Origin of the sequence: Kocuria oxytropis, from assembly GCF_040981195.1 — a bacterium.
Lineage (GTDB): Bacteria > Actinomycetota > Actinomycetes > Actinomycetales > Micrococcaceae > Kocuria > Kocuria oxytropis.
Window position 1 is genome coordinate 1 of record NZ_JAVFXA010000012.1, and the last position, 19,402, is coordinate 19,402.

Here is a 19,402-nt window from a genome sequence, read left to right on the forward strand (position 1 = left end):
CCTGAGACATCACAGTGTCCACGAACCGCCGAGACAGAAACGTCCACGAAGCGCCCAGACAGGACACCACGGGATCGCGTGGTCACTCGCCGGACGCGTGGTCACTCGCGGGGCGGGGCGGGCGGCGCGGGCGGGGCGGGCGGGGCGTGGTGGGGCGGGCGGGGCGCGGGCGGGCGCAGCACCGCTTCGGCGATCCGGTCGGCGTCCGCCAGCGTCCGGGCGCCCAGCTCCGCCGACGCACCGGCCTCCGCGGCGATCGCCACGCCCCACTGGACCGACGAGAGCTGCAGGCCGAGCACGAGCACGCCGGGCTCCACCCCGCCGTCGACGCGCACGGCCCGGTACGGCGGGCGGGTCACGTCCAGACCGGAGCCGGGCACGGTCGCCACCCCGTCCCGGGTGTCCATCGCCCGCACCCGCACCAGGCCCTCCCGGTGCATCGCGGACAGCAGCGGGGAGATGTTGCGCCGGACGTCGTTGGGCGGGGACATGGCCTCCACGAGGTGCTCGGCGCGGAAGGGCTCGTCCTTCACCCACGGGGAGCTCGCCACGAACCGGCCCTCCTCCTCGTCCACCACGAACTGGGGGTCCGGGCCCAGGAAGCGCACCACGCCGGCCCGGGCCAGCGCCGCCAGCTGCTGGGTCCGCAGCACCGGGGGCCCGGAGGCGAGGCCTTCCACGAACGGCTCGAAGGCCCGCCGCAGCTCGTCGGTCCAGGAGGCGTCGCCGATCCCGAGGTCCGCGAGCACGGCCTTGAGCACGGTGCGGGCGGCGTTGAGCGAGGCGACCGCCATCTGCAGCGGGTCGTCCTCCCCGGCCAGCGCACCGTGCACGTCCCGGTCCAGGTGGTGCACCACGGCCGCCGCGTACTCGTCGTGGGAGCCGAAGCTGAGCCCCTCGAAGGGGCGGGCGAGCCGGATGGCGTTGAGCTGCCGGCCCGGGACCACCGCGGACGCGATGAGCCGCTCCGCCCGGGACGTCCAGGGCCCCTCCGGGTGGTCGTCCCCGGTGCGCAGCACCGCGTCGAAGCGCGCCAGGAACTCCTGCGGGTCGGTCTCGAAGGCCTCGGGGGCGGTCCGCGCCAGGACGGTGTAGTAGTTCCACTGGGCGTCCTTGCGGATCAGCGGATAGAGGTCCGTGCCGAAGGACAGCGGCCCCTCCGTGCGCGCGGCGAGCGCCCGCACGGCGTCGAGGGTGAAGAACCGGGTCACGAGGGAGGACGCGTAGTAGCCCTCGAGCACGGCCTTGGAGCGGTACGGTGCGCCGCGCCGGGAGCCGGCCACGATCACGGGCTCCCGGCCGGACGGGTGGTAGACGTAGCGCTCGCCGTCCTGGGTGTAGATCCCGCCGCGGCCCTCGGTGACCTGGGCCAGCACGTCGCAGAAGTTCAGGCCCATGCCGCGCACCAGGACCGTGCGCCCGGCGGGCAGGTCCTCCCAGTGCACGTCGGCCGGCACGGCGGGCGGCCAGTAGGTCAGCCCGAGCTCGGCGGCGCCGTCCACGAGCTCTCGCTGGTCGGGGCGCAGGTCGGCGTCGAGGTGGCCCAGGGCGAGCACCACGGCGTCCGCGGGGAGGTTCTGCCCGCCGCTGATCTCCACGTCGTAGCGGTGCCGGGCGTGCTCGCGCACGTGCACGCCCACGGCCTCGGCCCGGTGCACGGCCAGCTGCACGGAGGCCGGGAGGGCGTCCCGGAGCGTGTGGAAGACCCAGGCGAGGTAGACGCCGTACATCCGCCGGGAGGGGTAGGACTGCGGGGTCATCCGGGTCAGGTGCGCGGCGTCGTCGGGGTCCACGGCGATGGCCCCCGCGACGGCGGCGAGCCGCCAGTGCTCGAAGCTCATGTTCCGCAGCGGCTCGAGCGGGTCCACGGGCAGCACGCCGTCGTCGGCGATCACCGTGGGGAAGACCGAGGGCGTGTTCATGAGGTACAGCGGGGACTGGTTCGTGCGCCACACGTGCCCGGGGCCGGGCGGGAAGGGGTCGACGACGTCGATGCGCACCCGGGCTCCCGAGGCCGCCGCGCGGGCCGCGAGCCGCTCGACCACCGACAGCCCGCGGGGGCCGGCCCCGATCACCGTGACCCGTCGTTCGCTGCCTGGTCCGCCCGTTGCCCTCATGCGCCCCAGGATATCGATCCGCGCGGCAGGCCCCCGGCGGGGCGGCGCCTACGATGGCGGTCATGACCGAGACCGCGCAGACCGCCGCCCGCCCGACCGCCGAGCAGCCGCACGACGAGCACCTCTGGCTCGAGGACATCACCGGGGACGCGGCCCTGGCGTGGGTCGCCGAGCAGAACGCCCGCACCCTGGCGGCGCTCGAGAGCCCGGGGCTGCGTCAGCTCGAGGCCGACGTGCTCGCGGTCATGGACTCGGCCGAGCGGATCCCCATGGTCGCCAAGCACGGGCCGCACTACTACAACTTCTGGCGCGACGCCCAGCACCCGCGCGGCGTCTTCCGCCGCACCACCTGGGAGTCCTGGCTGGGCGGGGACACGCAGTGGGAGGTCCTGCTCGACGTCGACGCGCTGGCCGCCGAGGAGGGCGTCGACTGGGTCTGGGGCGGGGCGCGGATGCTGCGCCCGCAGTACACCGGGGGCCGGCACCGGCGGGCGCTGCTGAGCCTCTCCCCCGACGGCGGCGACGCGAAGCGGGTGCGGGAGTTCGATCTCGACGAGCGCCGGTTCGTGCCGGACGGCTTCGACGTCCCCACGGCGAAGTCCAGCGTGACGTGGCTGGACGCGGACACCCTGCACGTGGGCACCGACGTGGGCCCCGGCTCGATGACCACGTCCTCCTACCCCCGCACGGTGCGTGTCCTGCGCCGCGGGCAGGACCTCGCCCAGGCGCGGCAGGTGTTCGAGGTGGCCGAGGACCACGTCCAGGCGGTGCTCGTGCGCGACCACACCCCGGGCTTCGTCCGGGACGTGGCCGTGGACGTCGTGGACTTCTTCGCCTCCCGCACCTACCTGGTGCGGGACGGGGAGCTCGTGCACGTCGACGTCCCGGACTCGGTGACCGTGGACCTGCACCGGCAGTGGCTCCTGCTGCGCCCGCAGGAGGAGCTCGAGCTGGACGGGACCGTGCACGCGGCCGGATCCCTGCTGGCGGCCGAGCTCGAGGCGTTCCTCGCCGGGGACCGCACCGTGACCGCGGTGTTCGTCCCGGACGCGAGCACCTCCCTGCAGTCCTGGTCCTGGACGGCCGGCCGGCTGCTCCTGAACCTGCTGCGGGACGTCTCCTCGGTGGTGCGGGTCGCCGAGCCGGGGCCGTGGACCTCCTCGGAGCTGCCCGGGGCGCCGGCGCTGTCCAGCGTGGACGCCTACGCCGTCGACGACGAGGACCCGGAGGCGGGCGACGACTACTGGCTCGTGGCCACGGGCTTCCTCACCCCCACCACGGTCTCCCGCGGCACCCTCGCCACCGCCGGCGGGACGGCGGCCCCGCCGGCGGTGGCGAGGACCGCCCCGGCGTTCTTCGACGCGTCGGGGCTGACGGTCGAGCAGCACTTCGCGGTCTCCGCGGACGGCACACGGGTGCCCTACTTCCAGGTGGGCCCCGCCGGCCTCCCCCTCGACGGGCGGAACCCGACGCTGCTCTCCGGCTACGGGGGGTTCGAGGTCTCCCGGACCCCCGCCTACTCCGGTGCGCTCGGCCGGTCCTGGCTGACCCGCACCGACGACGCCGGGCGGTCCGGGGTGTACGTCCTCGCCAACATCCGCGGCGGCGGGGAGTACGGTCCGGCCTGGCACCGCGCGGCGCTGCAGGGGAACCGGCACCGGGCGTACGAGGACTTCGCGGCCGTCGCGGCGGACCTGCAGGCCCGCGGGGTGTGCACCCGGGAGACGCTCGCGTGCTCGGGCGGCTCCAACGGCGGGCTGCTCGTGGGCAACATGCTCACCACGCATCCCGAGCTGTTCGGGGCGGTCTCCTGCGGGGTGCCCCTGCTGGACATGCGCCGCTACACGAAGCTCTCGGCGGGCTCCTCCTGGATCGCGGAGTACGGCGACCCCGACGACCCGGAGCAGTGGGAGTCCGTGCGCACGTTCTCGCCGTACCACCTGCTGGAGGAGGGGCGGGACTACCCGGCGGTCCTGTTCTGGACCGCCACGAGCGACGACCGCGTGGGTCCGGTCCAGGCGCGCAAGGCGGCGGCGCGGATGCTCGCCATGGGCTACGAGGACGTGTGGTTCTACGAGGCCACCGAGGGCGGGCACGCGGGCGCGGGCGACAACAGGCAGGCCGCCCGCCTGCACGCGCTCTCCCACGAGTTCCTGTGGGCGGCGCTGCACCGGGGCTGAGCCCCGGCGCCGGTCAGCGCTTCTCGCGCTCGGGGACGATCCAGCCCATGACGAGGGAGACGACCCCGATGATCAGGGTGGCGAGCACCGCCGTCCAGAGGAAGGAGTCGAGCTCGAGCCGCAGCGGTGTGAAGGAGCTGAGCCAGGAGGTCAGCCACAGCATCGCCGCGTTGACCACGATGGCGAACAGGCCCAGCGTGAGGCAGGTGATGGGCAGCGACAGGACGGTGAGCACGGGCCGCACGACCGCGTTCACGACCCCGAAGACCAGGCCGATGAACAGGTAGGCCAGCACCGAGGCCGTGGTCTCCCCGCCGACGGCCGAGACCACGGACGGGTCCGCCGCGATGGCCATGCCGGGGAGGATCCAGGCGGCCACCCAGATGGCGAGGGCGTTGACGAGGACGCGGAGCAGGAAGGACATGGCCCCATCCTCTCAGGCGCGGCGGCCTGCGGCGGCCCAGCCCACGACCGCGGCCGCGCCGCACAGCGCCAGCCCCAGCGTGAGGGCGATCCGTCCCGCGTCGACCGCGGGCCGCCAGATGACGCTGTCCCCCCGGACCACGTAGACGCCGGCCGGCTCGGCGTGCACGCCGTAGCCGACCCCCGAGCCGCTGCCCGAGCTGTCCTTCTCCTCGCCGGATCCCCCGCCACCGCCGCCCCAGCCCCGGACGCGGGCGACGGGGATCACCGTGGTGCCGTCCACCTGGTACGCCTCGCCGAAGACCCGGCGCACCGTGACGGCGTCGACCGCCTGTTCCAGGACGGAGCGGTCCGTGGTCCCGGCCCGCCAGGCGGGGGCGGGGCGGGGACCGGACGGTCCGGCGGACGAGGTCTCGGGACGGTCCTGTTCCGGCATGGTGCTCCCCCTGGGCTCGGGCGCCGGCGGCGCGATGGCCCCAGTCTAGGAAGGCCGGGGGCCGCGGTCACGGCACCGGCCGCAGATGACGGGCGGGGCGCGGAACGTCGAAGAGCCCCGGACCGCTGGTCCGGGGCTCTCCGATGTCCGGGGACATTGCTCGCGCGGAGACGGGGGGATTTGAACCCCCGGTCGGGTTTAACCCCGACCCTTCATTAGCAGTGAAGTCCATTCGGCCGCTCTGGCACGTCTCCTCCGTGGCCCACCCCAGGGGTGGACAACACAGGCCAGCTTAAGGGAGGACCGGGCACGGGGTCAAAGCCGGCGGCGCCCGTACCGCGCGGCGAGCGCGTCGCGGTAGATCCGGTCCAGGTCCGCGGCGATCCGCTCGGAGCCGTAGACGGAACGGATCTCGTCCGCCATGGCCCCGGGCGCGAGCAGGCCCGGGTCCGCGAGCAGCTCCAGCACGGCGCGGCCGAAGGCCTCGGGGGTGCGCTCGGCCACGAGGCGCCCGTTGCGGGGGTGCACGAAGTCCCGCTGCCCGCCGAGGGCGCCCATGACCACGGGCCGGCCCGCGGCGAGGGCCTCGGCGGCCGCCACGCAGAACGTCTCGGACCGGCTGGGCAGCAGGAACACGTCGGCGGCGGCCAGGCGCCGCTGCACCTCCTCCGCGCTCACGGTGCCCAGCAGCCGCACGCGCTCCGCGACCCCCCGCTCCCGGGCGCGGTCCCGGACGTCCTGCTCCAGGCCTCCGGAGCCGCACCAGGTGAGGCGCACGTCGTGGCCGGCGTCCCGCAGCCACGCCACGGTCTCGACCGCGAGCAGGGGGTCCTTGATCCCGCGCAGGGCGCCGACCGCGACGAGCTCGAGGGTGGGCCCGCGCGGCGGGTCCGTGACGTGCCCGGCGTGGTCGACCACGTTGCCGATCCGCTCGACCCGTCCGGCAGGGGCGAAGCGACGCAGCACGTCGCACATCATGGTGCTCACGCCGGTGACCCGGTCCGGGACGCGCAGGATCCGCCGGATCCCGGCGAGGCGCCGCCACACGGGTCCGTTCTGCTCCGGGGTGAGCACGCCGTTCCAGTGCTCCGTGTGCACCCACGGGCGGCGGCCGGCGAGGGGCAGGCAGACGAGCGCGGCCGAGAAGGGCATCGTGTGCAGGACATCGGCGCCGGCCAGGTGGCGGCGGAGCGCGGCGTAGGCCCGCAGCACCGTGCCCGGGTGCAGGGGGTGGAAGGGCAGGCGGAGCACGGGCACGCCGTCCCAGTGCTCCTGGACGGCCGGTCCCGTGCGCAGCAGCCGCACGTGCAGCACCCGGACCTCGTGCCGGCGGGCGGCCGCGCGCACGTGCCGGGGGACGAACGGCGTCTCCCCGGGCCGCTCCGCGGAGGGGTACCAGGTGCTGACGACGAGCACGCGCACGGCGCTCAGCCCCGACCCGCGCCGGGGCGGCCGGGGACCTCGCCGGACGCGGCCCGCGCGGCTGTGCGGGCCGGGACGCGCGCGGCGGTCCCGGCCCGCACGCCCGCGGGAGCGCCGGCCGGGACGCCCCCGGGGGTGCCGGACGGGACGCCCCCGGGGGTGCCGGGCGGGACGCCCCCGGGGGTGCCGGAGCGGACGCCGGACGGGCTGGGGGACGGGTGGCAGGCGGGGGCGGCGGTCATGCGCCCAGCCTAGCGGCGGGGCCGCCCCCGAGGAGGTCCGGGAGGGGCCCGGGCCCCGAGTAGACTCGGGCGCGATGACCAGCCCAGACCCCGGGTCGGCCGCCTGATGTCCCGGCTGCGCTCGATCCTCTTCCCGCCGCCCAACCACGCGAACACCGACAACCCCCTGGGGTCGGCCTTCGCGCTGACCGTGGTGGCCGTGTTCGTCCAGGGCCTCTCGCGCTTCGGCTACAGCGTGCTGGTGGGCAACCTGCTGGGCCAGGAGGCGCTCGCCGAGGTCAACCTCACGATCTCGCTGGCCCTGTTCCTGGTCCTGCTGTGGCCGCAGGCCTCGGGCACGGCCGCCTCGAAGTTCATCGCGATGGCCCGCGGCCGCCAGGACCGGGACGCGCAGGCGGCCACGGCGTCGTTCACCGCGGCCAGCGCGTCCGCCGGCATGGCGGTGCTCTCGGCCTCGGCGGTGCTCTACGCCGCGTTCGTGCTGGAGCTGTCCTGGGGCTACGCGGTCTCGGCGGGCCTGCTGATGCTCGCCCTGTCGGCCTACAACTTCGTGCGCGGGGTCCGCACGGGCAACAACCAGTTCGTCACGACGACGGCGTGGGACACCATCAGCTCGTTCCTCACCCTCACGCTGCTGCTGCTGGTGCTGCTCGCCGGCTGGCACTGGGCCCTGCTGCTGCCGCTGATCCTCGGCTACGCGGTCTACGCGCTCCCGTCCTGGCCCCGCCGCACCGGGGCGCGGCTCGACCCGGCGCACCGCCGGGAGATCCTCCTGTTCACCGCCTGGGGATCGGCCCACATCGTGGCCGCCTCCGGCCTGATGCAGCTGTCCCTGGTGCTCGGCGACGGCTTCGCCACGAAGGCCGAGGTCGGCCTCTACGCCGCGGCGGTGTCCCTCGCGACCCCCGCGAGCATGCTCTCCGGTGCCATGCTCACCGCGCTCTCCCCCAGCGTGGCCCGGATGTACGCCGCCGGGGACACCGCCGGGCTGGCCCGCCAGGTGGACACGATCCTGCGGACCATGGTCACGGTGTTCCTGCCGGTCTTCGGCGTGGGCGCCCTGTGGGCGGAGCCGGTCCTGCGCCTGGTCTACGCCGCGGAGCCCGAGTTCGCCGCCGCCGAGCCGCTGCTGGTCGTGCTGTTCCTGGCCGTCTCGGCGACCAGCTTCAACGCCGCGAACGCCCGGCTCAACGGCACCGAGCCCTGGGGCATCAAGCTCCTGGCCGCCGCCAACGGTCTGGGTCTCGTGCTGGGCGTCGTCACGATGCTCGTGCTGGGCCCGGAGCTGGGGATCATGGCCTCCGCGCTGGGCTACCTGGTGGGCTCGCTGCTCAGCTCGGTGCTGCCGCTGCTCGTGGTCTGGCGGCTGGACCGGATGCGGTGGGGCCCGGTCCTGCTGCGGATCACGGCCGGCTACGCGATGATCCTGCTCGCGCTGCGGCTGCTCGGCCCCGACGTCGGGGCGCTGCCGGCGCTCGGGGCGACCGCGGTGTTCCTCGCGGTCTGGGCGGGGCTCAGCGCCCGGGACCTCCGCCCCGTGGTGCGGGCCGTGGGTGGCCGGCTCCGGCGCTGAGCCCCGCTCAGCCGGTCGGGGGCTGCGACCGGCCGACGGCCTGCTGCCCGGACTGCGGATCGCGCTGCGCGTCGATCTGCTGCCCGATCGGCCGGTCGAGCTGCCGGTCGAACTGCTCCACGAACGCCGGGACCATCGTGACCACGTAGTCGCGGGGCATGTGGTTGTCGTCCATGTAGACCCAGCGGTTGCCGATCCGGGACGGGCACGTGCCGCCGGGGCAGATCCAGTCGCTCATGTCGATGCTGACGAAGTTCTCGTGCCGCGCCGTCAGCGCCTCGGCCGGGTTCTGCGGGGCGAGCTTCTGCGCCCGCGGCGGGTTGCAGCGCTCGGCGTCCGGGCCGTCCTGGTCGATGCAGGTGACCATGTTGAACGGGAACCGCGGGTTGTCCCGGATCCCGACCACCGTGACACCCTGCTCGCCGAGGTCCTCGAGGACCTGCCCGAAGCCGGGGGCGATCTGCTCGCCGGGGCCCTCGTCGGCGGTGACGGTGGAGGTGGTGAACACCACGTCGATGCCCTGCTCCTCGATGTACTGCTGCGTCAGCCGGATCAGCTCCTGGCACTCCGTGTTGTCGGTGGTCTCCACGGGCTGGTAGCGGCAGGCGCCGCGGACGATCGAGCGCAGGTTCCAGCCGCGGTCCTGGGCCACGGCCTCGACGGCGGGCAGCCACTGCTCGGCGTGGGAGTTGCCGATCACCATGGCCTCGACCTCGGCGTCCGGGTCGACCGGCAGGGTGGAGCAGGCCACCTTGTACCCCTCGAACCAGTCCTCCGTGGCGGCGTCGCAGGACTCGGGCAGCTCCGACCACTGCCCCTCGCGCACCAGCGGGTCGGGGATCGTGGGGACGTCCGGGTCCCGCTCCCACGAGAGGCTGCCGGTCAGCACCGCGGCCCCCGGGCTCTCGACGGCCGCCCGCTCCGCGGTCTCCTGCGCCTGGCGGTCCAGGACGACCCGCGCCCCGGCGGCCGGGACCAGCACGAGCGCCACGCACAGCACCACGAGACCGAGCTGGTGCAGGCCCGCGCGGGGTCCCTTGCGCGGCCGCAGGGGCCGCTCGACGAACCGCTGCACCAGCACGCCCAGGACGATGCTGCCCAGCAGGATGAGCAGCCCGTGCAGCAGCGTGGCCTTCGCCCGGTCCGTGACCACGAGGTAGGTCACGAGCACGGGCCAGTGCACCAGGTAGATCGCGTAGGACGCCTGGCCCAGCACGAGCAGGGGCCGGCGGCTGAGCAGGGCGTCGGCCCCGCGGGGGTCGCCGGTGTGCCCGGCGAGGATCACGAGGGCGGCGCCGGTCAGCGGCCACAGGGCCACCCAGCCGGGGAAGGAGCCCTGGACGTCCAGGACGAGCCCGCAGACCGCGATCGCCACCAGCCCGGTCCAGCCCAGGACGAGGCGCAGCGCCCCCGGCAGGGTGACGCCCCGCAGCACGGCCAGGGCCAGGAGGGACCCGAGGGCGAACTCCCACAGGCGCGCGCGGGTGTCGAAGTAGGCGAAGGCCTGTTCGTTGCGGGTCGCGACCACGGAGTACGCGAACGAGGCGAGGAAGACGGCGCCGAACACCCCGGCCGCCACCCGGGTGACGGAGCGCCCGGTGCGCCGGGCGAGCAGCCCGCACAGGGCCAGCAGCAGCGGCCAGAGCAGGAACACCTGGCCCTGCACGGACAGGGACCAGAAGTGCTGGAAGGGGCTGGCCTGGGAGGTGTCCGCGGCGTAGTAGTCCACGGCGTTGAAGGCGAGCACCCAGTTCTGCGAGTACAGGACCGTGGCCGCCGCCTCCTCGATGGCTGCGTACCAGCGGTCGGGCGGGTACAGCATCCGCACCATCACCAGGGTGCCCAGCACCGTGACGACGACGGGGGGCAGCAGCCGCGAGAACGTCCTGGCCCAGTACCGGCCCAGCTGCGGGCCGCTGCCGGACTCGATCCGGCGCACGAAGGACAGCGTCATGAGGAACGCGGAGATGAACAGGAAGACGTCCACCCCGCCCGAGACCCCGCCGATCCACACGTGGTACACGGCGACCAGCAGGACGGCCACGGTCCGCAGCCCCTGGACCTCGGGGCGGAAGCGGTGGGCGTGCTGAGCGGCGCCCGCCGGGGGCGCGGTGGGGCTCGCGACCCCGGGGGACGGGTCGGCGGGGAGGATTCGGCTCATGGAGGTCTCTCGTCGGGCGGGGGCGGACGACTGGCTGGGCCCCATTGTTCCACCGATCGGCGGCGACGCCCGGTCACACCAGCAGGGACGCGGCCATGAACCGCAGGGGGGCCTCCCGGTGCAGGACCCGGCGCGGGTCCCGCGGGAGCAGCGTGGCGGGGCGGCCGAAGCGGCGCCGCCGCGCGGACGCCCGGAGCACCTCGGCGGCGGTGGCCCCGGGCCGGACGGCCAGGTCGAGCAGGTCCCGGTCGGCCCGCGGGAGGACCTCGAGCGCCGGCCCGGCCACCGACTCCACCAGCCGCAGCACCGCCCGGCACGTCCCGGTGTCCCCGTCGGTCCACGCCCCGGCGGCCGCCCGGGCGTGCACGGCGCCGAACAGCTGGACCCGCAGCACCTTGACGGCGATCGCCGTGCGCTGCTCGGTGCTCAGCCCGGCGTACCAGGAGCCGGCGAGCAGGTCGGTGAACGCGGCGAGGTCCTCGGAGAGGGGCCGGGTCCCGGTGGTGATCCGCCCGTCGGCGTCGTCGTGCACCACGTAGTGCGCCCAGCGGGGCGCGAGGTCGATGCGCCCGCCCCCGAACCAGACCCGGGCGGTCAGGCCCAGGTCCTCCCCGGTGGCGTACTGGCCCTGGAAGCGCAGGCCGCGCTCGGCGAGCACCTCCCGGCGGAGCAGCCCCAGGCTGGTGGTGCGGTAGGCGAGCCGGTCCCGGACCGGGTCGAGGTCCGCCCGCCGCCGGGGCCGGGGCACGGGGGTGCGGAGCACGCCGCCGCCGCCGTGCAGCAGCCGCGGCAGCACCGCCGCGGAGCCGCGGCGCTCGGCCACGGCCGTCCAGGCCGCCAGCGCCCCGGGCGCGAGGGTGTCGTCGCTGTCCACGAAGGAGACGTAGCGGGCGCGGGAGCGCTCCAGGGCCAGGTTGCGGGGCGCGGCGGGATTGGCGGTGCCGTCGGAGCACTCCACCAGCTCGACCAGCGGGCGGTGCGCGGGCGCGAGGCGGTCGCGGATCGCCGCGGCCCCGACGTTGTGGCACACCACCGTGATGTGCACGCCGCCGGGCTCGCCGACCGGGAGACCGCCCGCCACCACGGAGCCCACGGCCCGGTCGACGGGCCGTGCGGTGGTGTGCACCGGGATGATGACGTCGACGAGCGGGGCGGGAGCAGGAGGCACGCAGGCCAGCGTACAAGACCGCGCCGGGCGGGCCGCCCCGGCGCGGTCCGCCGCTCAGCCCTGTGCGGCCAGGACGAACGGCAGCACGGGCCCGGAGCCGGCCCGGCGCAGCGCGCGGGCGGCCACGGCGAGGGTCCAGCGGCTGTCCACCAGGTCGTCCACGAGCAGGACCGGGCGCCCGCCGAGCCGGTCCAGCTGCTGCGCGAGCTCGGGGGACACCCGGAACTTCTCCCACAGGGCGGCGAGGCGGTACGCGCTGTTGCCGCCGTGCCCGCCGGACGGGAAGCCGTCCGGGACGTCGAGCTCCCCGAGGTAGGGCAGGTGCCCGACCTCGGCCATGCCCTCCGCCAGGGAGCGCACGAGCCGGGGGCGGGAGCGGGACGGGACGGAGACGACCGCGGCGGGACGGTCGGCCCAGCCCCACTCCGCGAGCACCTGCACGCACGCCCGGCCGAGGGCGGGGTCCACCGGCCCGTCGACCGGCGCGCCCTGCTCGTCCGTGCGGAACACCTCCCGCAGCCGGTTGCCCCAGCCGAGGTCCGTGAGCCGGGCGAGGGCGCGGCCCTCGGCGCAGCGCTCCTCCTCCGGGATGCGGCCCTTGACGTCGGCCCCGAGCCGCGGCATCCCGGTGGGCCACTGGGCGCGCGGCTCCACCACCACGCCCACGCGGGTCAGGGCGGCCCCGGCCGAGTCGGTGGCGGACTCGTCGACGGTCGTGGGGTACCAGGGCCCGGCGCACCCGTCGCAGCGCCCGCAGGGCTCGGCCGTGGGGTCGTCGAGCTGCCGGGCGAGGAACTCCATGCGGCACCCGGAGGTGCGCTCGTACTCGAGCATGGCCTCCTGCTCGGCCACCCGGGCCGCGGCGATGCGGCCGTAGCGCTCGGCGTCGTAGCGCCACGGCGTCCCCGTGCTCCGCCACCCGCCCTGCACGCGCTCCACCGCGCCCTCGACGGCGAGGACCTTCAGCAGCAGCTCGAGCGGGCTGCGCCGGACGTCCACCCGGGACTCCAGGACGGCCACGGACAGGGCGCCGCCCGCGGCCTCCAGCTCGCCCAGCACGGCGGAGGCCTTCTGCTCGGTGGGCATCGACGCGGTGGCGAAGTACTCCCAGATCCGGCGGTCCTCGGGACCCGGCAGCAGCAGCACGTCCGCGTTGTCGGTGGCGCGGCCCGCGCGGCCCACCTGCTGGTAGTAGGCCACGGGCGAGGACGGGGCGCCCAGGTGGACCACGAAGCCGAGGTCCGGCTTGTCGAAGCCCATGCCCAGCGCGGAGGTCGCCACGAGCGCCTTGACCCGGTTCTCCTTGAGGGCGGCCTCGAGCTCCTCGCGCTCGCCCTGGTCCGTGCGCCCGGTGTAGGCGCGCACGGGGATGCCGGCCCCGGCGAGCGCCTGGGCCGTGTCCTCGGCGGCCCCCACGGTGAGCGCGTAGATGATCCCGCTGCCGGGCAGGGACCCGACGTGCTCGAGCAGCCAGGCCAGCCGGGCCGTGGCCGAGGGCAGCTCCAGCACGCCGAGGCGCAGGGACGCCCGGGACAGCGGGCCGCGGAGGGTGAACACCTCCCCCGTGCTGCTGCCGCCGGGCCGCACGCCGAGCTGCTCCTCGACGTCGGCCACCACGCGCTCGTTTGCCGTGGCGGTGGTGGCGAGCACGGGGACCTGCTCGGGCAGCCGGGCGATCAGGTCGCGGATGCGCCGGTAGTCGGGGCGGAAGTCGTGGCCCCAGTCGGAGATGCAGTGGGCCTCGTCCACCACGAGCAGCCCGAGCCGGGCCACGAGCTGCGGCAGCTGCTGTTCGCGGAAGACCGGGTTGTTGAGCCGCTCGGGGGAGACCAGGAGGACGTCGAGCTCGTCGGCCTCCAGCTGCGCGGCGATCTGCCCCCACTCGGTGGCGTTGGCGGAGTTGATGGCCGCGGCCCGCACTCCGGCGCGGGCCGCGGCGGCGACCTGGTCCCGCATGAGGGCCAGCAGCGGGGAGACGATCAGGGTGGGGCCCCGGCCCCGGGCGCGCAGGAGCAGGGCGGAGAGGAAGTAGACGGCGGACTTGCCCCACCCGGTCCGCTGCACCACCAGGGCCCGCCGGCCGCGTCCCACGAGGGCCTCGACGGCCTCGAACTGTCCGGGGTGGAAGGCGGCGTCCGCCCGTCCGGTGAGCGCGCGCAGCAGGCCGAGCGCGTCCTCGCGCAGCGCCGGGTCCGCCGCGGTGCCGGGGGCGGCCGTGCCGGTGTCCACGGTGTCGGGGGCGGCGGTGCCGGGCGCTGCGGTGTGGGGGGCTGCGGTGTCGTGGGCCGGGGAGGTCGTCATGGGCACAGTCTTCCAGGGCCCCCCGACGCCGTGCGGCCGGCGGGCGCGGCGGGCGGTGCCCGGCCCCGGACAGAGCGATGCGCCCGCTGCCCGTCCGTCTGGCGGACGGCCCCCGCAGCGGGCGCATCGACCGGCCTGACGGCCGGCGGCGAGCAGAGACTCGCCTGGCGGGAGTACCGCCCCCCAGCGGTGCTCCCTGTCGGTTCACCCCCCGATGAACCGGTCGCACCGGCACCCCCCGATGCCTGCGTGCGTGCGGCCCATCCCCCGATGAACCGCTGTCGATCCGCCCCCCGGCGGATCGGTTGGTTCCGCCCCATCGGGTGAACCAATCGGCACCATCGTGGCAGGGTTTCCGCGGCCTGTCACGGGCCGGGAAGTCACATTCAGAATGGTGGACATCGCGGCTTATGCATCTATTTGCACTAGTCAAGACCGATGCCGGCGGCCTCTGGTCCCCCTGGAGCGGCGCGGTGCCCGGGCCGGCGTGGCACCAAGTGGGGACACCCGGGGTGCCGGGTGTCCCCCAGGGGGAGCCCGGTCCGCGGCATGCGTGACGTCACATTGCGAACGCCTCGGCCGCCGGCGCTCAGTCCCGCAGCCCAGGGAAGTCGGCCTCGGTGTACTCGACGCCGTACCCGCCGTCCGCGGCCACGGGGGCGGACCGGTCCGCGGCCTCCTCCCGCTCCCGCAGCACCACCCGGCGGATCTTGCCGGAGATCGTCTTGGGCAGGTCGGTGAACTCCACCCGGCGCACCCGCTGGTAGGGCGCGAGGTTCTCCCGGGCGAAGCGCAGGATCTCCCCCGCGAGCTCCCGGGTGGGCTCGGCGCCGGCGGCGAGCACCAGGTAGGCCTTCGGCACGGCGTGCCGGACCGGGTCCGGGGCCGGGACGACCGCGGCCTCGGCCACCGCGGGGTGCTCGATGAGCACCGACTCCAGCTCGAACGGGGAGATCCGGTAGTCGGAGGCCTTGAAGACGTCGTCGGTGCGCCCCACGTAGGTGTACACGCCGCGCTCGTCGCGGCGGGCGATGTCCCGGGTGTGGTACCAGCCGTCCTGGACCACCTCCGCGGTCCGCTCGGGCTCGTCGATGTAGCCCGCCATGATCCCGGGCGGGTCGTCGTCGACCTTCAGGCAGATCTCCCCCTCCTCGGCGGGCGCACCCGTCCGGGGGTCGAAGAGCTCGACGACGAAGCCCGGCAGGGGCCGCCCCATGGCGCCCGGCTCCACGGGCTGGCCCGGCGTGTTGGCGATCTGCAGCGTGGTCTCGGTCTGGCCGTAGCCGTCGCGGATCGTCACGCCCCAGGCCTCCTGCACGCGCCGGATGACCTCGGGGTTGAGCGGCTCCCCGGCGGAGACCACGGAGAGCGGCGGGTTCTGCACGCGGTGCAGGTCCGCCTGGATGAGCATCCGCCACACGGTGGGCGGGGCGCAGAAGCTCGTGACCCCGGCACGGCTCATCTGCTCCATGAGCCCCGGGGCGTCGAACCGGTGCTGGTTGTAGATGAAGACGGTGGCCTCCGCGATCCACGGGGCGAAGAAGTTGGACCACGAGTGCTTGCCCCACCCCGGCGAGGCGATGTTGAGGTGGACGTCCCCCGGGCGCAGCCCCATCCAGTAGACCGTGGACAGGTGCCCGAAGGAGTACGAGTAGTGGGTGTGCTCCACCAGCTTGGCCTGGGACGTGGTGCCGGAGGTGAAGTACAGCAGCAGGGGGTCGCGGGAGCGGGTGACGCCCTCCGGGACGAAGCCGGCGTCCGCGGCCGCGGCCTCGGCGTAGAGGTGCACGGCACGGCCGGGCAGCTGCGCCCGCACCGCCCCGGCCTCCTCGGCGGGGCCGACGACGACGAGCTCGTAGTCCCCCTCGACACCGGCGAACTTGGGCGCGTTGGCGGTGTCCGTGACGACCCACGAGACCTTGCCCCGCTGCACCCGGTCCTGCAGGTCCGCGGGCGGCATCATGACGGCGGTCGGGATCAGGGGCGCGCCCAGCTTCATGCCGGCGAGCTGGGTCTCCCACAGCTCGAGCCGGTTGCCGAGCATGAGCAGGACGCGGTCGCCGCGGCGCACCCCGAGACCCCGCAGCCAGGTCGCGGTGCGGTCCGAGGACCCGGAGAGATCCCGGAAGGTCCGGCGCAGCTCGGTGCCGTCCTCCCCCACGATCCACAGCGCGTCCCTGGCCCCGCGCTCCGGGTCCCGGGCCACGTGGTCGAACCAGTCCAGGGCGAAGTTGAAGTGCTCCATCCGCGGCCAGCGGAACTCCTCCCGCGCCCGGTCGTAGTCCTCCCGCAGCTCCAGGACACGGTCCCGGACCGCCTCGTACTGCTCGGAGACGCCGGGGGCGGCGTCGGACATCGGGCTCGTGGGGACCGGCTCGACCATCGGGGACCTCCGTCGTTGTCGCTGCGGGCCGGGCGCACTCGCCCGGCGGGCCGTCCCGAGCAGTCTAGTGCGGCGGGCCGCCCGGGACGGGGGCGGGCGGCACCGGGCGGGCTCTGGGAGGATGGGGACCGCACCCCGCCCCGGAAGGAGACCCGCCCCGTCATGCTGTCCCCGGCTACCGACGTCCCGGCCCGGGCCGGCGCCCGCGAGTGGGCCGGCCTCGTGGTCCTGATGCTGCCGGTGCTGCTGATCTCCGTGGACAACACGGTGCTCAACTTCGCGCTGCCCGAGATCTCCCGGGAGCTGCGGCCCACCGGGACGCAGCTGCTGTGGATCGTGGACGCCTATCCGCTGGTGCTCGCCGGGCTGCTCGTGCCCATGGGCGCCCTCGGGGACCGGGTGGGCCGCCGCCGGCTGCTGCTGGTGGGCAGCACGGGCTTCGCGGCCGTGTCCGCCCTCGCCGCCCTCGCCCCGACCGGAGAGGCGCTCGTCGCGGCGCGGGCGGTGCTGGGCCTGTTCGGGTCGATGCTCATGCCCGCCACCCTGTCCCTGCTGCGCAACATGTTCCCCGACGCCACGCAGCGGCGGGCGGCCGTCGCGGTGTGGGCCACGGGCTTCTCGGCGGGCGGGGTCCTGGGCCCGATCGTGGGCGGGGTCCTGCTCCAGCACTTCTGGTGGGGGGCCGTGTTCCTCCTGGCGGTCCCGGTGCTGCTGCCGCTGCTGGTCCTGGCGCCCGTGCTGGTCCCGGAGTCCCGCAACCCGGCGCCGGGCCCGGTGGACGTGCCCAGCGCCGCGCTGATCACGGTCGCCATGGTGGCGCTGGTCCACGGCATCAAGGACCTCGGCGCGCACGGTCCCTCCGCCGGGGTGCTGGCCGCCGCGGCCCTGGCCGCGGGGGCGGGGGTGCTGTTCGTGCGCCGTCAGCTGTCCAGCCCCGTGCCGATGCTGGACCTGCGGCTGTTCCGCCACGCCCCGTTCACCGGCGGGCTGCTCAACAACCTGGTGGCCTCCACCACCTTCATCGGCGTCCTGTTCTCCGTCTCCCAGCACCTGCAGCTCGTGCAGGGCATGCCGCCCCTGACGGCGGCCCTGGTCCTGCTGCCGGGCGCCGCCGTCACGATCGCCTCGGGGCTGCTGGTGGTGCGCGTGGTCGGCGTCGTGCCCCCGGCGGTCGTGCTCGGCGGCGGGCTGCTGGTCATGGCCTCGGGCTTCCTGGTCCTGCTGCTCGGCGACCTCTCCGGCGGGGGCGTGCTCGTGGTCGCCCTCGTGGTCATCGGCCTGGGCTCGGGCGCGGCCCAGACGATCGCCGGGGACCTCGTGCTCACCGAGGTGCCGCCCGAGCAGGCGGGCGCGGCCTCGGCGATCTCGGAGACCGCCTACGAGCTGGGCGCCGGTCTCGGCGTGGCCGTCCTCGGGACGGCCGTGACCGCGACCTACACCGGCCGCACCGCGCTGCCGCCGGGGCTGGACCCCGAGCAGGCCGCCACCGCGTCCGGGAGCCTCGGCGGCGCGCTCGAGGTCGCCGCCGGCCTCGGCCCGGACGCGTCCCGGGAGCTGCTGTCCTCGGCCGTCACCGCCTTCGAGGCGGGCGTGCACCTGTCCGCCGGGATCGGCGCCGCCCTGCTGGCCGGGACCGCCGTGGTCGTGGGGCTGCTGCTGCGCCGGGTCCCCCGGCTGCGGCGCCGGTAGCGGGCCCCGCTCAGTCGGCCGCGCGCGCCCTGACGTGCTGCTCCACCCGGGCCAGGTCCCGGGGGTGCGGTGCGCTGTCCCGGAACTGCTCGAGCAGCGCCTCCACGTGCTCCCGCGCCTGCCGCTGCACGGACGGGTGGATGCTCGCCGCCTCGATCCGTGCGGCGAGGTCCACGAGGGCGAGCAGGACGCTCACGTGCCCGGTGGCGTGCGGGCGGATCTGGTCGAACGGCATGTCCACGATCTCGTCGACCCCGACCACCCCGTAGCGGAGCCGGTGCACGCCGTCCACCACCACCGTGTTCCCCGGCAGCGGGCGGGAGACGGCCGGAACGATCCCGGAGGCGACCTGCTCGATGGCGTTGACCGCGGTGTAGGGGTCGTTGGTGCTCGGCGAGAGGGCGCGCACGGCCAGTTCCACCACCTGCTGCACCGCGTAGCGCACGTCCTGGTGGGCCGAGCGGGAGTCGCCCACCTGGACGCAGCGCCGCAGCCGGGCCTCCAGCTCCTCGGCCCGGTGCTCCGGCCACACCCGGACGAGCGGCTCCTCCGCCAGGACGTGGTCGCCCACGCGCGGCACGAGCTCGAGGACGACGTCCCCGGCCTCGGCGTGGTCCCGGAGCCGCTCGAAGTCCACGTCGGTGACGTAGCCCACGGCGTCCGCCCGGACCTCGCCGCCGCCGGTGCGGCCGCCGGCGGTCCGGACCACGTCCTCCGGCGGCTGCTCCGGGTGCCAGCGCTCGACCACGGCCAGCAGGCGCCGGCGCGCCCCGTGGACGAGGGTGTCGACCTGCACGGAGTCCGCGATGTGGTGGATGAAGTAGACGACCAGGGCCACGTCCGCGACCGCCATCAGCACCCCGAGGTTCACGGCCAGGTGCGGCACGAACGGCTGCGCGAGGTCGTCCGAGGCCGAGCGGATCGTGCGCAGCACCAGCAGGGTGTAGATGAAGGTGGAGACCAGCACGCCCAGCACCACCTGGTTGCCGCGGTCCGCCATGAAGTTGTGCACCAGCCGGGGTCCGTACGTGGAACTGGCCGTGGCGATGACCGAGATGGTGATGGAGAAGGCGGTCGCGGCCACGGCGAGCATCGACCCGCCGATCGCGGAGAGCATCGCCCGGGACCCGTCGATGCCGACGGCGTAGAGCCAGGCGATCCACGGGGAGTCCAGGCTCTCGGGGAGCCACCGGTCGACGGCCACGACGGACTGGGCCAGGACGACGGCGGTGAGCACGCACACGGCGGGCACGAACCAGAACCTGTCGAGCAGCCGGCGCCAGGACCCGGAGAGCTTTTCCATGGCC

At 75.2% G+C, this 19,402-nt stretch carries 13 protein-coding genes and 1 tRNA gene; 3 read left to right on the plus strand and 11 right to left on the minus strand.

Translation table 11 applies throughout. The annotated features are described in order from the left end of the window. Positions 1–101 precede the first annotated feature (101 nt). Positions 102–2,117, minus strand: a complete 2,016-nt coding sequence (locus QYM41_RS12665; protein ID WP_368800124.1) for an FAD/NAD(P)-binding protein — start codon at positions 2,115–2,117, stop codon at positions 102–104. 62 nt (positions 2,118–2,179) lie between these two features. Between QYM41_RS12665 and QYM41_RS12670 the strand changes: the two genes are divergently transcribed. Beyond that, positions 2,180–4,297, plus strand: coding sequence for a prolyl oligopeptidase family serine peptidase (locus QYM41_RS12670; RefSeq protein WP_368800125.1), 2,118 nt, complete (start codon positions 2,180–2,182; stop codon positions 4,295–4,297). Between the two features lie 13 nt (positions 4,298–4,310). Here QYM41_RS12670 and QYM41_RS12675 read toward each other — a convergent pair whose 3' ends face one another. The 5 genes from QYM41_RS12675 to QYM41_RS12695 all read right to left on the minus strand — a co-directional run bounded on the left by QYM41_RS12675 (position 4,311) and on the right by QYM41_RS12695 (position 6,820). Beyond that, complete coding sequence (locus QYM41_RS12675; protein WP_368800126.1) at positions 4,311–4,721, minus strand: phage holin family protein; 411 nt, start codon at positions 4,719–4,721, stop codon at positions 4,311–4,313. Positions 4,722–4,733: 12 nt separating this feature from the next. Then, positions 4,734–5,156: a spore germination protein GerW family protein gene (locus tag QYM41_RS12680; RefSeq protein WP_368800127.1), complete on the minus strand. Its 423-nt coding sequence runs from the start codon at positions 5,154–5,156 to the stop codon at positions 4,734–4,736. 165 nt (positions 5,157–5,321) lie between these two features. Beyond that, positions 5,322–5,410 (minus strand) — tRNA-Ser (locus QYM41_RS12685). 61 nt (positions 5,411–5,471) lie between these two features. After that, a complete protein-coding gene (locus QYM41_RS12690) occupies positions 5,472–6,572 on the minus strand; it encodes a glycosyltransferase (protein ID WP_368800128.1) in 1,101 nt (366 codons plus the stop codon). Positions 6,573–6,583: 11 nt separating this feature from the next. Then, positions 6,584–6,820, minus strand: coding sequence for a hypothetical protein (locus QYM41_RS12695; protein ID WP_368800129.1), 237 nt, complete (start codon positions 6,818–6,820; stop codon positions 6,584–6,586). 106 nt (positions 6,821–6,926) lie between these two features. On the opposite strand from QYM41_RS12695, the gene QYM41_RS12700 reads away from it, so the two are divergent. Then, positions 6,927–8,393: a lipopolysaccharide biosynthesis protein gene (locus QYM41_RS12700; RefSeq protein ID WP_368800130.1), complete on the plus strand. Its 1,467-nt coding sequence runs from the start codon at positions 6,927–6,929 to the stop codon at positions 8,391–8,393. A gap of 7 nt (positions 8,394–8,400) precedes the next feature. Here the strand turns inward: QYM41_RS12700 and QYM41_RS12705 are convergent, their stop codons facing one another. The 4 genes from QYM41_RS12705 to QYM41_RS12720 all read right to left on the minus strand — a co-directional run bounded on the left by QYM41_RS12705 (position 8,401) and on the right by QYM41_RS12720 (position 16,406). Further along, a complete protein-coding gene (locus tag QYM41_RS12705; RefSeq protein WP_368800131.1) occupies positions 8,401–10,554 on the minus strand; it encodes an acyltransferase family protein in 2,154 nt (717 codons plus the stop codon). Positions 10,555–10,627: 73 nt separating this feature from the next. Beyond that, complete coding sequence (locus tag QYM41_RS12710) at positions 10,628–11,722, minus strand: glycosyltransferase family A protein (RefSeq protein ID WP_368800132.1); 1,095 nt, start codon at positions 11,720–11,722, stop codon at positions 10,628–10,630. A 54-nt stretch (positions 11,723–11,776) separates the two neighbouring features. After that, positions 11,777–14,023, minus strand: a complete 2,247-nt coding sequence (locus QYM41_RS12715; RefSeq protein WP_368800133.1) for a RecQ family ATP-dependent DNA helicase — start codon at positions 14,021–14,023, stop codon at positions 11,777–11,779. A gap of 589 nt (positions 14,024–14,612) precedes the next feature. Continuing rightward, a complete protein-coding gene (locus QYM41_RS12720; RefSeq protein WP_368800134.1) occupies positions 14,613–16,406 on the minus strand; it encodes an AMP-binding protein in 1,794 nt (597 codons plus the stop codon). Positions 16,407–16,568: 162 nt separating this feature from the next. On the opposite strand from QYM41_RS12720, the gene QYM41_RS12725 reads away from it, so the two are divergent. Continuing rightward, complete coding sequence (locus tag QYM41_RS12725; protein WP_368800135.1) at positions 16,569–18,095, plus strand: MFS transporter; 1,527 nt, start codon at positions 16,569–16,571, stop codon at positions 18,093–18,095. Between the two features lie 10 nt (positions 18,096–18,105). Here QYM41_RS12725 and QYM41_RS12730 read toward each other — a convergent pair whose 3' ends face one another. Further along, positions 18,106–19,398, minus strand: coding sequence for a DUF2254 domain-containing protein (locus tag QYM41_RS12730; protein ID WP_368800136.1), 1,293 nt, complete (start codon positions 19,396–19,398; stop codon positions 18,106–18,108). Between the last annotated feature and the right edge of the window lie 4 nt (positions 19,399–19,402).